This is a genomic window from Lysinibacillus sp. NPDC086135, from assembly GCF_044746345.1.
Lineage (GTDB): Bacteria > Bacillota > Bacilli > Bacillales_A > Planococcaceae > Lysinibacillus.
In genome coordinates this window covers 18,653-33,088 of sequence record NZ_JBIVCA010000008.1, presented here as the reverse complement: position 1 = coordinate 33,088, position 14,436 = coordinate 18,653, and the positions used below count along the sequence as shown (strand labels likewise).

The window sequence follows — 14,436 nt, the reverse complement described above, 5'->3', positions numbered from 1 at the left end:
CGTGAAAAAGGAGAAACAAGATGAACTATTTTATTCTATCTCAGGATGAGCGTATCTCGAATGCTGTAGAACCAGTTGGACTATCAAAAATTATTAAAAAAGAACTATTAACAGTGGAAAGAATGGAGGAGCTAGAGGAGCTAGATCGTCAATTTCCTGTATTAGATAAAAGTGAAAATGACTATATCGATTTTATCGAAAAGCCAATTGCTCTTTTAGCTGATCCAGTAAAGCAGCTAGTAGAAAAATATGAGCCACGCCTACCGTTTAAACCAGTTGTTCTCGTAGATATGCCGAAATTAAAACAGACGTTATATTGGCTTTCCATTCCTCCAAAAGTGGCCTGTCTTTCAGCACAAACCGAATTTCATCTAGATGGAACGCTAAAAAAGCTCGTTATTGATGAGACTTTAGCCGCACCATACACTTTCTTTCAAATTGAAGGGATAAAAGAGGATTATATCATTGTCAATATTGAGCTCGCAGAAAGTATATTGCGCCGTTCGTTTCGAGGTATTCGATTACGCAAAGTGCAAACGGAAGGTAAATGGAACGAGCTCCTTCATTCAAGGTAACTAGCGTAGCAAGAAAAACATTATTTATACAGAGTTGTTTGAAGGAGGCAATGATAAGTCGACGAAATCATTAATTAGTTTGTAATTTCGGCATTACCTATTATTTCGTTTTTGAGTATGCAAAAGTGAAGCGATGTGAATGGACGTTTCTTATAGAAAGGGTGATTTCTAATGGCGGATGAAATGCAGACAAAAGGCGATGAGCAGCGCAGTTATGTAGTTGCTGGTGCCCAATTATCTTGCTCACAGGGCGACCAAACAAGCATTTTAAAAATGCCAGTAAGCCATGGCGTTTATACAAAAAACAAGGCACAGATGAACACAATGGATTATAAACCCAATGTCAACATCCAGCCCTTTGGTTTATGTCAAACATTATCAAATCCTACAGTGGCAGCAGCAACAGCGGCTAATAATGGTGTTTTGAAACCGATGCCCTGTACTCCAGTGGTCACGATGCCATGGATTAACGGAAAGTCTGATCAGTTGATTGAGCGTTTTCCCGCACTTACCAATCAATCTACGAATATGTGCCTATATTGCGGGACGATAAAGGTAGAAGATGATGGTCAAGAATAAGCCATCATCCCATGAGGAAAGAAGGGTATTCATGTGAACACGTATGAGGAAGTTATTGGATACGGAGAGCTTGAGCTCGTATCCCCCTATGAGGTTCAAACGTTGCATGATCTCAGCTTGACCCAAACAGTGAATGACCATGCAAGGTTATCAATTACGGGATTTATCCTGGAGGAGAAGAAAGATCGCTGTATGCAGATTGCCAGCAGTTCAGATCAAATAGAGCTCTATGAAAAGCGCAATGGACAGCGTGTACGGCCGCTTTTTAAAGGGCAAGTATCCGAAGTGGCAGTTCGTATGGTGAGAGGCGTGTACCAAATTGAGCTAGAAGCGGTGTCATCTACATTTACCTTGGATTGTAAACGCAAAGCTCGCTCTTTCCAGCATGACAAGATGACGTATAATACTATGCTCAAGCAAGTACTTGCTAACTATCCAGGTGCAGATGTTATTGATACTGCATCGAAATCTACTCCTCTAAAGCAATTTATATTACAATATAGAGAGACTGACTGGCAATTTCTAAAGCGCATGGCCTCTCATTTTCGAACAGTACTCGTACCAGCAGTAGATGCCGATAGACCTAAGCTATGGTTCGGTCTGCCGGAAGGTCGATTAGAAAAACTGTCGGCTACTAGCTATACAATCACCAAGGATCGCTCCAAGTATTTACATACGCTGCAAAATGACATTGAGCGACCAATAGAGGAGCGGGATACAGTATCCTATGTAATCGAGTCCAAAAAAACATTAGCGCTCGGTGACCGTGTCCAGATCCAAAACAAGAAGCTAGTTGTGGCCAAATTCATAGCACGCATGCAACAAGGTGTCCTTACATATGAATATTATTTACTGTCTGAGTCAGGCATTCATCGAGAAAGACTAAACATTCCTTCCCTGTCAGGCATAGCAATTGAGGGTAAGGTAGTAGAGGTCAAGAAGGATCAAGTCCGCTTACACCTATCCATTGATGAGGCACAAAAAAAGGAAGAAGCCACCTGGTTCTCACTTGCTACGCCGTATACAGCAGAAGGACATAGCGGCTTTTACAGCCCACCAGAGGAAGGCGATAGCGTTCACCTTACATTCCCGACGCATCGGGAGGAAGCAGCCGTTGTTCGTCACAGTGTACGAAAGAGCGGCGACTCCAACCCAAAAACAGCCGATCCGAGAATATCCTACTGGGGCACACCAAAAGGCAAGGACATCAAGCTAGACCCACAATCGATGACGTTTACCGCACAGGAAGGCGCTGTTTTCCTAAAGCTTGATCAGGGAAGTGGAGTAGAAGTACATAGTAAGCATCCGCTTACACTAAAAGCCAATGATACAATCACCTTTGCAGGGAAAAGCATTTCCATGAGTGCTACAGAATCCATGCATTTAACCTGTGGCTCCAGCAGTCTCGTTCTTGACGGCAACACCGATATGCAAGGGCAGATTGTGACAATGGAAGGATCGAACAAAGCACCTGTGTCCATGTCCAATGCACCAGAAGACGGAGCAGACCTTGAATCTGCCCTAGACGTCATGGGCAGTATCCCTGTTGGTGGGGGTGGCGCTTAATGGCGAAGAAGGGGAAAAGTAAGAGTATAGGTTTTTTTGGAGCGATAGGCAGCCTCCTTGGCTGTATTCCCGCTGTTAGGAATGTTAAAAAAGCAATAGGAAAGGCCTTCAAAAAGAAAATCAAAAAGGCGAAAAATAAATTAAAATTAAAGAATCTCTTCAAAAAGCTTAAGAAGAAGAGAGGAAAGGTTTTTACAAAGGCCAGGAAGCTTAAAAATAAATTATCCAAGAGAAAATTGTCCAAGATATTTAAAAAGGCTGTAAAAAAAGCAGTACTTGCACAGAAAAAAGCTGATAAAAGGGCTACTACAAAGGGAGGAAAGGCGTCAAAAGCTGCTGTCAAACAAGTCAAAAAGTATGAAAAAACCCAAAATCTTAAACTAGTTTCTATGGGGTTAAATTGTATTCCTATTTTTGGGAATATTAAAGCCTTATATGAAATGGGCACGGGTAAAGACTTAATTACTGGGCAAACTAAACAAACTGGGAAAAAAATCATAGATGAAGCAGAACTGGAGAAATACTTAAAAGACCGACAGTACGTATCAAACGGAAATAGAAATTCAGTGAATGCCGGAGAGCCGATAACAACCTTAGAAGATTTACAAGCAGTAGTGGGTGGAGGGCATTATACATTACCCCAAAGCAAACCTACTATAGTAGAACGTTTTATATTCACCTTGTTGTTTGAAGATATTGCTACTCTTGTTGACCCTAAATCCACAACTGGTGAAAGGATACTAGCAGGACTATCTATGTTGCCTACATCTAAGCCATTTAAAATAGTTGATGCAGGATATGATACATATAAATATTCTAAAAAAACAACGAAAATAATAGAAGATAGTAAAAAAACGTATACAAGTAATAACAAAAAAAATGATGTTCCAAATAATAATAATAAACCAAATAGTAATTCTAAGAAAGAAGATAAGGCTCCAATAGTTGAAGTCACTGAGAAGGATGTCAAAGAACTTGGAGAATATATAAAGAATATTGATAAGGGTACGGATAATGTTGGAAATAAGCCTAAATTACCTCCTTTGGAAAATGGTCCATATATAAAAAATGGCAAACCAAATGGGAGACCAGGACCTACAGGAAAAGTAAAACAAAAATTTGAAAAGGATGTTTATAATAAACAAGTGGACCCTGATGGAGTATTGCGAGACCCTAATACAGGAGTGGTAATTGATTGGAAACCAGGTCAACCAAGAAAAGGTAAGGTGGATTTCGGACACACCACAGGAAATTCTTATAGTAAGATGTTTAACAAGTATAAGAATAGAGAAATTACTTTAGATGAATTAAAAGAATTTCAATCAAATCCGAAAAATTTTAGGTTGGAAGATCCTTCAGCAAATCGAAGTCATGAATATGAATAGGAGTGATAATGTATGACAATTACAAATATTTTTGATGCTGTAAAAGATGGAACATTTAATGATTTTTTAAAATTATATGATGGTGATATTAATCAAATAGATAAATATACACAATTAAATTTGCTGGAGACTGCTGTTGTAAATGATGAGAATCCAGATGAAAAGATAAAAATTATTGATTACTTACTAATGCATGAAATTGATATTAATTTTAAAGATAGCAAAGATAAAAGAAATGCATTACATTTAGTTTTCTTTTGTGTAACAAGAGGGAAAAAAGATTATTTAATGAATATAACAAAAAAATTAGTAGAAGCTGGCATAGATATTAATGCGACTGATAAATATAATTCTATTCCACTTAAATATGCTATTACAGTGAACAAACTTACAACTGAAGATATGAGTAAAATTTATAGATACCTTTTAGAAAAAGGTTCTAAATATGAACAAAAAGATAGTTTTAATAAGTCATGTATTGATTATGCGAATGAATATTCATGGAGGAAAGGTTTTATGGATATAGTGAAGGAGCTTAAGAATGGTAAATAATATTGCATATGGTGGTTTTATTGTATCCAAAAATGTATTAACAGGTATACCTATTAGATATAGTTATAGGGAGGAAAGCCAGATAAGACAGTTAAATGGGTGGAATATACTTTCAGCAGAAGACGATGATGACTATGTAAACAATAGTGAAAATTTTGTTATTGTTAATGCAGATACAATATCTGAAATTGCACCACAAATGATTGAAATATTTGATGCACCTTATGGAACTGATTTGTTCTGGATATACGAAGAAGATGTTAATGTAGGTTTTTATGATTTAACAGATGAACGTGAGGTAAGTATAGAGGAAATTTTATCTAAATAGATATTTATAGAAAGATTATACATTTAAAAAATATATATTAAATGGTTAACTGTAACCCGATAAATGGACATTTAAAAAAGTTGATTTATCGGGTTTTTACGTTTTTATCATAAAAGTAATGATAAGGGTACTAGATATGTTAATAACACAAAGGGATTAGCAGATGATATAGGAAGTAAACTAGGTGGTACTGTTAGCAATGCAAAAGGTAAAGGTTATAAAGTTGAAATACCCAATGGTAAAAAATCTATTACAGTAAGGATCATGGAAGCAGGCTCTGGAGGCCGAAATGAACCATATTATAGAGTTAGTATTGATGGCAAAGGTTCACTTACTCTTGAGTAAAATATCCAATGATAGAAGTCTTACACATATTGATATAACCGATGACGCATTAAAACAGATTGATATAATGATAAAAGCATATAAAGGAAAGTGATAATATGGAGGAAAGATTATCCGATTTACTCAATGAACTGTGGGCTGCAGTTATTGAAAGATATGAATTTGATATCTTGAAAAATACTATTAGTTTTGAGTTGAAAACAATAGATAATGGTTATGAAAATAAGTATAAAATGGTTTTTGAAGGAGTAACGGCATGGTATTTTGTTGAAAATACTGGTGAAGAAAGGCTTAATACAAAAGCTAATATTGAGGAAGATGACTATTTAGAATTAACGTCAATTGACTTTTATGTTGGGGGAATAGGACAAATTAAGCCCTCATCAATAGAAGAGGACTGGGTAAATCAATATTATTCTAATGCTAATTTTGCGTTGGAAATATGGAATGCTTTATTATTAGTTGAAGCAAGAAGCATTGTTATAAATGGGAATAAATATACTGTAAGTTCTTTTTTGGGGGACGGAGTGACGAACGTTCCCCTCTTTATTCATGGCATAGAGATAACCCTTATATGCCCTATATGATGTTTTAACAAATTTTATAGTACGTACAACAACTTTAAAACATATGCCCTATTTAATGTATTCTATCTTATGAAAATAATTATAAAATTATCAGATACCATCATTCTCATTCTCAAATACTTTACCTTCGCTTTCTCCCTGCCTTTTAAATTTTTCGCAACTTTGACGTACATAGAACGATTACTATAGCAAGAGGACTACTCCACCTCGATTAATTCCTGAATGTCGATGTCTAACACTTTGCATACTGTTTCTAATGTTGATAGATAAACCCTGTCCACATTGTCTGAACAAAGATGGCTTATTGTATTTGGACGTAATCCTGTCATACGTGCTAACTCACGTTGTGAAAGGTCACGTTCTTTAAGGATTTCCTTTAGTTTAATTGATATTGGCATGGTAATTCCCTTCCTCTTTTTTATGCTACTTTTACGATACACAATAAATTTGTATCGGTAAAGGGGTTGAATGTATCGCTAAAGCCGCATACAATGGGCTTATATTAAATATAGCGGCTAAGCGTTACACTAATTGAGATTAGCGTAACGGAGGGGGAAAAATCATGAAGGTAATCGGATATATTCGCGTATCGACACAAGGACAAGCAAGGGATGGATATAGCCTTGCTTACCAAGAAGATGAAATCAAAGCATATTGTCAGGCTCAAGGATACACGCTATTGCATTTGTTTAAGGACGAGGGTATTAGTGGGGCTAAAGTTGATGAAGAAGCGTTAGAAGTGGACAGATTAGGTTTTCAGGAGATGTTGGAGTATCTCTCCCACCATGAGGTGGATTATGTTATGACACTTAATACAAGCCGTTTATGGCGGTCAGACATTGTGAAAGTGTTAGTTCATCGAGAAATGAAAAAGTATGGAGTGGACATTCGGAGTATTGAACAACCGCAATACAGTATCCACAAGAAAGACCCTAGCGATTTTTTAATCAATGGCTTAATGGAGTTATTAGACCAATATCAACGGTTAGAAATCTCTTTAAAGCTAGGGAGAGGGCGAAACAAGAAAGCCCAACAGGGCGGCTATGCAGGAGGAAATGTTGCATTAGGCTATAAAGTGAAGAAAGGTCAGAAAAGACTAGTTGTTGATGTAGGACAAGCATTGACCGTTCAAAGAGTGTTTGACTTAAAGGAACAGTATCCTTCATGGTCTTTAACTCAACTAGCGGAACAACTGAATGATGACGGACATCGAACAAAACAAGGAAAGTTATTTACAAAAGTCCAGATCAAACGGATTTTAGATAGAAAAGCCTTTTATAGTGGGTTATACCGCTATGGAGACATAACAGTAATTGGCAAACATCAAGCCATTTTATAACGGTTAACAGATAGAGGATGGATAGGCTTTCGTACCCTTGCGAGTCTAAAGAGACTAACGCTCGACCTAAGGTTGCCGACATTCTCTGTCTTGCTTTTTCCGTTCAATCTAATATAGGGGTGAGGTTTTCTGATGAAACGAGATAAGCATATTTATATAGGGCTAGATTTACACAAGTTCCAACATACAGCGGTAATAGTGGATTGTTGGTTTGAAAAGCTAGGAGAAATGACCTTTCAAAATAAGCCATCCATTTTTCAAAGTTTACTAGAATATGTGAACAGGTTTCTTACAGAAGATTTGACCCCTGTATTTGGATTAGAAGATGTGGGCGGTTACGGAAGGGATTTAGCGTTATTCATAATAGAACAGGGCTATATCGTTAAGTTTGTCAATTCCTCTTTATCCAATTCAGAACGAAACAGCTATGCGATGACACAAAAGAATGATAGTTGGGATGCTCAATGTGTCGCAGATGTTTTAATTCGTAAGTTACCATATTTACCTGACGCTACACCATCGGATATTCATTGGATAATCGCTCAACTTGTAGGCAGAAGAAACGCCTTAGTAAAAGCACAAACAGCTTTGAAGAACCAATTGCATATGCAATTAAACTATTATTATCCAAGTTACAAGGAGTTCTTTTCAGAAGTAGATGGGAAAACAGCTTTAGCCTTTTGGGAAAGTTATCCTTCACCATCTCATTTGGAGGGGGAAACAGTAGAGGACTTAAGAACATTCTTACTAGAAGCGAGTAACAATGCTTGTTCCACTAGAAAGGCAGAGCAAATAATGTCACTCGTTCTAGCTGATGGAGAGGTAAAGCGTGAATACCAAACATCAAGAGACTTTATCATTCAAAGTATTGTTCGAGATATTCTCTTTAAGAAACACGAAATCAAGAAGGTAGATAAAGAGTTAAAGGTTACCATTCAGAAGTTAGGTATGCAGCTTGAAACCATGCCAGGGATTGATACGGTTACTTCATCCGCTTTTATTGCAGAAATCGGTGACATTCATCGGTTCGCAACCTCTGATAAACTCGCAAGATATGCAGGAATAGCACCTATTAAAATGGGTTCGGGCGGTAAGGAAATGATGAAGAAAACAAAACAAGGAAATCGAAAGCTATATGATATCTTTTACAACTTAGCTGTCCAACAAGTCCAAGTATGTAAAGGAAGTAAAATACCTCGTAATCCAGTGTTTTATACCTATTACAATCAGAAGTTGAAAGAAGGAAAAACAAAGTCACAAGCCCTCCTCTGCATTATGAGAAGATTAGTCAGAATTATCTATGGTATGATGAAAAATAAAACGGCATATATCATGCCAGATCAACCAGAAACAAAAGCTAGTTAATCAATATGGGTGGTGGTTGAACAAACTGCCATCCTTTTATAAAGTACATTTTTAGATGTTCCTAAGGGTACGGGTAAAGGTGGTTCAAGTGGTAGCCTTCGAGATTTTAGGGAAGCAAAAGATCAAGATAAGAAACTGATTGACGATGTGTTTAAAAAATATAATGCTGGAAAACGGAAAAATGTCGCTGTTACAAAAGGTGAAATTAACGGTGAAAAGATTGATTTGGAATCAGTAAGTGGAAAAATAGATCCAGCGAATCCTAATCATAAGGATAATTTTAGTAAACCTTCAGAAAACCATTATAAATACAGTGGTTCTGATAAGAATGGCAGGTTAAATGATACAGAGCAGAAAATGATTGAGCATCTTAGGGAAAAGTACAAAGATACTCCAAATGTTAATGGTAATATTGAAATCATCTCTCACAAGGCGATTTGTCAAAGTTGTAATGATATTATTGATCAATTTCAAAAGGATTTCCCAAACATTAATATTACGAGAGTACAAATATTAGATGAGTAAAATATGGAGGAGATTTAGTATGAACTTTTATAAAAGTAGTGATATAGAGGATTTCTTGACATCCTTAGAGAAGGACTCTTATCCAATGAAACCCTGCAGTAAGGATGATATATCAAAATTAGTAGAATTGTCTCCAACTCGAACACTTCCTAAAACTTATTTGGATTTTATGAATAAAGCTGGTAATGGAATTGAATTTTTAGTTGGTACGGATTATTCCATGAAGTACATTTTTGATTTAAAAGAGTGGGCTTTTGAACTTTTGGAGGAAAATAATTTCATAAAAAAACTCACAGATAATCAGTTTATATTTATGATGCATCAAGGATATATGTTCTGGTTTTTTAATTTAAATGATGGGGACGATCCAGCGGTATATTGTTATGATGAAAGTGTAGATTTAGATGATTTTAATAAGGTCAGTGATACTTTATCAGATTTTTTAATCTCCCTATACGATTGATAGAAGAATCTAAATAACATAATGATTTTAACTTGACAATTATTTGATAATTTCAGAAAAGCTTATTCCAACTCGAACGAAAAAAAGGAATAAACTTTTTGTATTTCTGTTATAACTGCTGCAGTTGATATGAAAACGGGAAAGAATCTATAATGGTGTCGGAACAGATTTTTCTTTTAATTTGAATTAATAACTCATGAAGGCAAGCCATCAAGAGATGCTATTTTAATACTAATGTAATAAGAGTGAGAATAGGCGAGATGACATTTTACTTACAAGGACAACTTATGGATGTCATAAGCAACAAACACACGAGAATAAACAAGCTAAAGGGTTTAAACGTTACCCCTTGCCATGTGGTAAAAAAAGATGTCATACTGTCAATACTAAACTAACTTATAAAACTTGCAAATATTAATAAACTTAGAAAATTTATAAACTTAAAGCACTTGATTGTCTGTAACAGGCGACAAGTGCTTTTTTTGCATGTTTATATACGTAAATTGAAAAGAATACGATTATTTAATTAGTGTACTAAGTGTTAAATTTTATACCAGTACTAGCATACAAGGGGAAGAACAGGCGATGGAAATAGCGGTTTCGATAGATAAGAATAGGAGGAAACATGAAAAAATAAAACTATACTTGGAACATCAGTGCTATCCAATGTGGAATTACGATGGGGCGAAAACAAAATAATTCTTTGAGAGTTTATTACCTTGACTGGCTATATGCCTTTCGAGGTTTTTTCTTAACTCAAAGAAGTTTATGGTTAAAAAATAATCTGACATTTGATTCAAGAGCTCATAAAGGCTTGGCCTTCATGGAGTACCATGTAAACAGTGGTGTGAGAATTAGGCGAGATGACATTTTACATGCAGGAGGTAGTTTTATATGGAATAGTGACTAAATAAACGATAAATGCAAAGCTCGTGGCGATAAACAATGATTAATGTGAGAGGGAATGTTTGCTTTATATAGTCAAATATTTTTAAGGTTGTATTTTTACTAGAGACGGTCGTATAATACTCGCTATTCGTTAAAAAGTGTTACGAAAATTACAATTTATGTAACGGGAGGTTGAGAAATTGAACGTTGTTGGGTATATACGAGTCTCGACTCAAGGGCAAGCAAGAGACGGATATAGCTTGAGATATCAAGAAGATGAAATTAAGGCATATTGCAAGGAACAAGGCTTAAACTTGGTACATATTTTTAGAGATGAAGGAATAAGTGGTGCCAAACTGAATGAGGAAGCACTAGAAATAGATAGGGTGGGCTTACAGGAGATGTTGGCTCACCTTTCGTCTGTCCAAATAGGTTATGTGGTTGTACTGAACACAAGCCGATTATGAAGTCAGATATTGTAAAAGTGCTGATACAACGAGAACTAAAAAAATATAGCTGTGATATTAAAAGCATTGAACAACCATTTTACAGTATCTATAAGAAAGACCCCAATGATTTTTTGGTAAACGACTTAATGGAGTTATTAGACCAATACCAACGGCTTGAAAGTGCGCTGAAACTAACGAAGGGAAGAAATAAAAAAGCAAAGGAAGGTGGGTATTTTACAACTTAGCCATAAAGCAAGTACAAGTGGCAAGAGGAAGTAATTGCTAAGGAATCCATATTCCGTGCATTATCAACGGAAACTAAAAGAAGGCAAAACAAAGGACAAGCATTAGTTGTATAATGAGACAGCTTGTAAACATTATATACGCCATGATGAAGCACAAAACAGCCTATGAATTGTTGGTAATAAAGAGGAAGAAGTAGTTTAATAAGATTTAAGATAGATTGTTTTTTATTGATTTCTTAGATGAAGTAATAAAGCGACAAGGGCTAGATAGATTACCTAGAAGATTCAAAGAAAAATGGGTTGATGGTAATTATAAATACGAGATAAGAGCTCACGAAGCTCAAAACTCAATATGGGAAATATGGAAGTATTTATAGAGCGAGGAGACAGAAGCCTAGATAATAGGAAATTTCACCATGAAAGTGCATTAAAGGAATCGCATAAAGATGGGCGGCCGAATCCTTTATTTAATGAAGAGGCTGTAAGAGATACACATATTCAGTTAAATAGATAAGGAAGTGATAATATTGAGTGAACAAAGATTTTTTATGGATGAAAATAAAGTACTTCAAGTAATAACGCGAATCAATGAATATGCTTCTCAAGAGCTATGGATGGATTTTGATGTTGCTTTATCAAACGGATGGGATTTAACAATTATAGGTCGGTTGAATAATACCACAAAGAAGGTTAATATTGAGATTAATTTTGAGCAAGTTCACTTTGTTTCTCTGCCTTTTGGTTGGAAAACAGATACATCATATCCGGTAATTGGATTAGGTACTGAGAAAGAAATAGAGAATTTAACAGATAAATTTGAAGTGAATAAAGGTAATTATATTTTTAAGTTCATTGCTGAAGGTTTCGATAGTGAAAAATATTACTTTGTTGGAGCGAAAAAAATCTCCTGTCTATTCCTTGATAAGCAAACTAATGAGTTAAAATAACATATCAAGTTTAATCTGGAAAATTCGTTGAGCAAAAAGAACAGGGATAGCGAGAAAAGAACGAAAATTGGGCGAGAGAAATTTTAAATGGCAAGGGTAGTAATAAACATGGAATAACTAACAAGAATGACAAAAATCGTGGCGATAAACAAGGATAAAATATATAATTGTTTTGAAATTGTATACAGTTAAAGATATCCTTGAATTTGAATTAATAACTTAGGCAGGCCATCAAAAGATGTTATTATAATACTAATGTAATAAGAGTGAGAATAGGCGAGATGACAATTTATTTACAAGGACTACTTATGATGTCATAACCAACAAACACACGAGATTAAACAAGCTAAAGGGTTTAAACGTTACACTTGCTAACTGATATAAAAGATGTCATACTGTCAATATTTAAATAACTTATAAAACTTGCAAATATTATTAAACTTAGAGAATTTATAAACTTAAAGCACTTGATTGTCTATAACAGGCGACAAGTGCTTTTTTGCATGTTTATATACGTAAATTGAAAAGATTACGATTATTTAATTAGTGTACTAAATGTTAAATTTTATACAAGTACTAGCATACAAGGGGAAGAACAGGCGATGGATAGGGGTTTCGATAGATAAATTTGTTATAGATTATACATTGCTGCTAATTCATCGAAAAATGCAACATTACCTACAGGGGATATCCCTAGTCCAGAAATGCTCTTAGCACATAAGAGTAAACTAGATAGAATGATTGAAAATGTTGGATGTTCGATGAACAGAAGGAAACGTTTCAAAGTTATATTAATATAATAAAAAATAAAATAAAAATTTAATGATATTTTGTGAGAGGGCTCCCCAGTACCGGACGGTAATGTAACAAAATATACACTTACGGACCTGATGGTAAAATTGTCAAAGAGGTACGTGTTACTGGAAAAGAACACGGAGATATTCCTATACCAAACGTTAAAGAGCCAAAATACAATACTAATCCGGGAGAAGTCTAAAAATGGTTATAAGTATCGACCAGCTGTTCCATCTAGAATACCTTAAAATATTCCAAACTTTAGGAGGTGTTCTTAAAATATTTTGGTCACTTAGCTTTAAGAACAGATTCCCAGATCGGGAGAAATGATATCGATAGAATACTCACTGAATTGTGGAATACAGATTCCTATGATGAAGTAGATATCATTCTTTCTATTGTAGTAAATCTCGGTCTTGAAATATGCTTTAATAAAATCAAAGAATCATTGCAGCGGTATAAGGATATAGATAAAGCGATTCTAGATGAGATAAAGGAAACAATAGATGAAGTGGGTGAGAATATCTTAAATCCGTATTATAGTTTAGGGAAATTTGAATAGTTTTTGTGAAAGAAAATGCCCATCAACCAATTAAACTGGATAAAATGGGCTTTTCTTGTTTTTTTAGAATGCCATGATTACAGCAAAGGACATAGCCTTTACAACTTACTACATTTTTACGAAAACAACTGCCGACTCCAAAACGACCTACTGGAGCACAAAAGGCAAAGACATAGCTTTACTAGCAAACCAAAGGAAGAATAGAGTTGGTATCATACGTTTTATTACTAAAAGAATATGAAGATAATGAAACGGTGGTTTACAGATTCGGGCCTAATGAACATATTATGGGGAAAATTGAGTTAAATAAATTCACTAGGAAGTTTTCCGAGTTAGAAGTTATACCAGATTTTGCATCTAAGTTCTATTTTGATAGAGCTGCTCAAAGATTGACAGTTTGCCTAGTTAAAGAAGGTGGTGTGTTCCCGGATAGAACAGCTTTTGAATCATAGCAATTAAAAATTTATTTTTGGCAAAAGCCTTTTAATAATTTTATAACTCGAGGGAAATAGGATTCAAAAATAATGGAGAGTAAAGTAAAAACTTGATATTAAGGACGTATAAGATTAGTTTAAATTTTCTTGCATACGAGAAAAAGCTCGTTACGATAAACAAGGATATAAAAAGTTTATGGAATAATCGGATTTGAATTAAAACACACGAGATTAAATAAGGATAAGGATTTATACATTACACGTGCCAAGCGTTAAAAAAATGTCAGCCTGTCATATGAAAATAATAACTTATAAAACTCGCAAATATTAATAAGCTTAGAAGATATATGAACCTAAAGCACTTGATTGCCTACAACAGGCGACAGGTGCTTTTTCGCATTTTCATATAAGATGGTGACATTTTAATTAGTGTACTAAGTTCTTATACCCCAATGATTAAAGTTCCACTTTATCCTTTTCTCACACAGTATATCTAACTACTAAATT

15 protein-coding genes and 2 pseudogenes are annotated in these 14,436 nt (G+C 35.0%); 16 read left to right on the top strand and 1 reads right to left on the bottom strand.

Annotated features, from left to right (window positions below):
- The first annotated feature begins 20 nt into the window (after positions 1 to 20).
- The 7 genes from ACIPKN_RS11895 to ACIPKN_RS11865 all read left to right on the top strand — a co-directional run bounded on the left by ACIPKN_RS11895 (position 21) and on the right by ACIPKN_RS11865 (position 5,917).
- Positions 21 to 575: a serine protease gene (locus ACIPKN_RS11895; RefSeq protein WP_142507229.1), complete on the top strand. Its 555-nt coding sequence runs from the start codon at positions 21 to 23 to the stop codon at positions 573 to 575.
- Positions 576 to 746: 171 nt separating this feature from the next.
- Positions 747 to 1,154 (top strand): DUF4280 domain-containing protein, encoded by a 408-nt coding sequence (locus ACIPKN_RS11890; protein WP_142507228.1) that lies wholly within the window; start codon positions 747 to 749, stop codon positions 1,152 to 1,154.
- A gap of 33 nt (positions 1,155 to 1,187) precedes the next feature.
- On the top strand, positions 1,188 to 2,720 hold the full coding sequence (locus ACIPKN_RS11885) for a contractile injection system protein, VgrG/Pvc8 family (protein ID WP_400936246.1): 1,533 nt from the start codon (positions 1,188 to 1,190) through the stop codon (positions 2,718 to 2,720).
- A complete protein-coding gene (locus tag ACIPKN_RS11880; protein WP_400936244.1) occupies positions 2,720 to 4,105 on the top strand; it encodes a GH-E family nuclease in 1,386 nt (461 codons plus the stop codon). Before ACIPKN_RS11885 ends, ACIPKN_RS11880 begins: the two co-directional genes overlap by 1 nt.
- Positions 4,106 to 4,117: 12 nt before the next feature.
- Positions 4,118 to 4,657 carry an ankyrin repeat domain-containing protein gene (locus ACIPKN_RS11875; RefSeq protein WP_400936242.1) on the top strand — a complete coding sequence of 180 codons (540 nt, stop codon included), beginning with the start codon at positions 4,118 to 4,120 and terminating at the stop codon, positions 4,655 to 4,657.
- Entirely contained in the window at positions 4,647 to 4,985 is a 339-nt protein-coding gene (locus ACIPKN_RS11870) for a DUF2185 domain-containing protein (protein WP_400936241.1), read from the top strand. The genes ACIPKN_RS11875 and ACIPKN_RS11870 overlap by 11 nt, the downstream gene beginning before the upstream one ends.
- Before the next feature lie 443 nt (positions 4,986 to 5,428).
- The gene (locus tag ACIPKN_RS11865; protein WP_400936239.1) at positions 5,429 to 5,917 is read left to right on the top strand and encodes a YxiG family protein; all 489 of its coding nucleotides are present in this window, start codon (positions 5,429 to 5,431) and stop codon (positions 5,915 to 5,917) included.
- A 197-nt stretch (positions 5,918 to 6,114) separates the two neighbouring features.
- On the opposite strand, the gene ACIPKN_RS11860 is transcribed toward ACIPKN_RS11865, so the two are convergent.
- The gene (locus ACIPKN_RS11860; RefSeq protein WP_026089141.1) at positions 6,115 to 6,315 is read right to left on the bottom strand and encodes a helix-turn-helix domain-containing protein; all 201 of its coding nucleotides are present in this window, start codon (positions 6,313 to 6,315) and stop codon (positions 6,115 to 6,117) included.
- A gap of 164 nt (positions 6,316 to 6,479) precedes the next feature.
- Between ACIPKN_RS11860 and ACIPKN_RS11855 the strand changes: the two genes are divergently transcribed.
- From ACIPKN_RS11855 to ACIPKN_RS11815, 9 genes and pseudogenes are all read left to right on the top strand, one after another.
- Positions 6,480 to 7,256 (top strand): recombinase family protein, encoded by a 777-nt coding sequence (locus ACIPKN_RS11855; protein WP_400936236.1) that lies wholly within the window; start codon positions 6,480 to 6,482, stop codon positions 7,254 to 7,256.
- A gap of 132 nt (positions 7,257 to 7,388) precedes the next feature.
- On the top strand, positions 7,389 to 8,621 hold the full coding sequence (locus ACIPKN_RS11850; RefSeq protein ID WP_400936234.1) for an IS110 family RNA-guided transposase: 1,233 nt from the start codon (positions 7,389 to 7,391) through the stop codon (positions 8,619 to 8,621).
- 147 nt (positions 8,622 to 8,768) lie between these two features.
- Positions 8,769 to 9,146, top strand: coding sequence for a deaminase domain-containing protein (locus tag ACIPKN_RS11845; RefSeq protein WP_400936232.1), 378 nt, complete (start codon positions 8,769 to 8,771; stop codon positions 9,144 to 9,146).
- Between the two features lie 19 nt (positions 9,147 to 9,165).
- Positions 9,166 to 9,609 (top strand): SMI1/KNR4 family protein, encoded by a 444-nt coding sequence (locus ACIPKN_RS11840; protein WP_400936230.1) that lies wholly within the window; start codon positions 9,166 to 9,168, stop codon positions 9,607 to 9,609.
- Positions 9,610 to 10,697: 1,088 nt separating this feature from the next.
- Positions 10,698 to 11,179: pseudogene (locus ACIPKN_RS11835) on the top strand (recombinase family protein); the annotation flags it as partial.
- Positions 11,176 to 11,388, top strand: a pseudogene (locus tag ACIPKN_RS11830) (IS110 family RNA-guided transposase); the annotation flags it as partial. The pseudogenes ACIPKN_RS11835 and ACIPKN_RS11830, both read left to right, overlap by 4 nt.
- 330 nt (positions 11,389 to 11,718) lie before the next feature.
- Positions 11,719 to 12,138 carry a hypothetical protein gene (locus ACIPKN_RS11825; RefSeq protein ID WP_400936228.1) on the top strand — a complete coding sequence of 140 codons (420 nt, stop codon included), beginning with the start codon at positions 11,719 to 11,721 and terminating at the stop codon, positions 12,136 to 12,138.
- A gap of 1,147 nt (positions 12,139 to 13,285) precedes the next feature.
- Entirely contained in the window at positions 13,286 to 13,495 is a 210-nt protein-coding gene (locus tag ACIPKN_RS11820; RefSeq protein ID WP_400936226.1) for a hypothetical protein, read from the top strand.
- Positions 13,496 to 13,701: 206 nt separating this feature from the next.
- Positions 13,702 to 13,947 carry a hypothetical protein gene (locus tag ACIPKN_RS11815; RefSeq protein ID WP_400936224.1) on the top strand — a complete coding sequence of 82 codons (246 nt, stop codon included), beginning with the start codon at positions 13,702 to 13,704 and terminating at the stop codon, positions 13,945 to 13,947.
- Positions 13,948 to 14,436 lie beyond the last annotated feature (489 nt).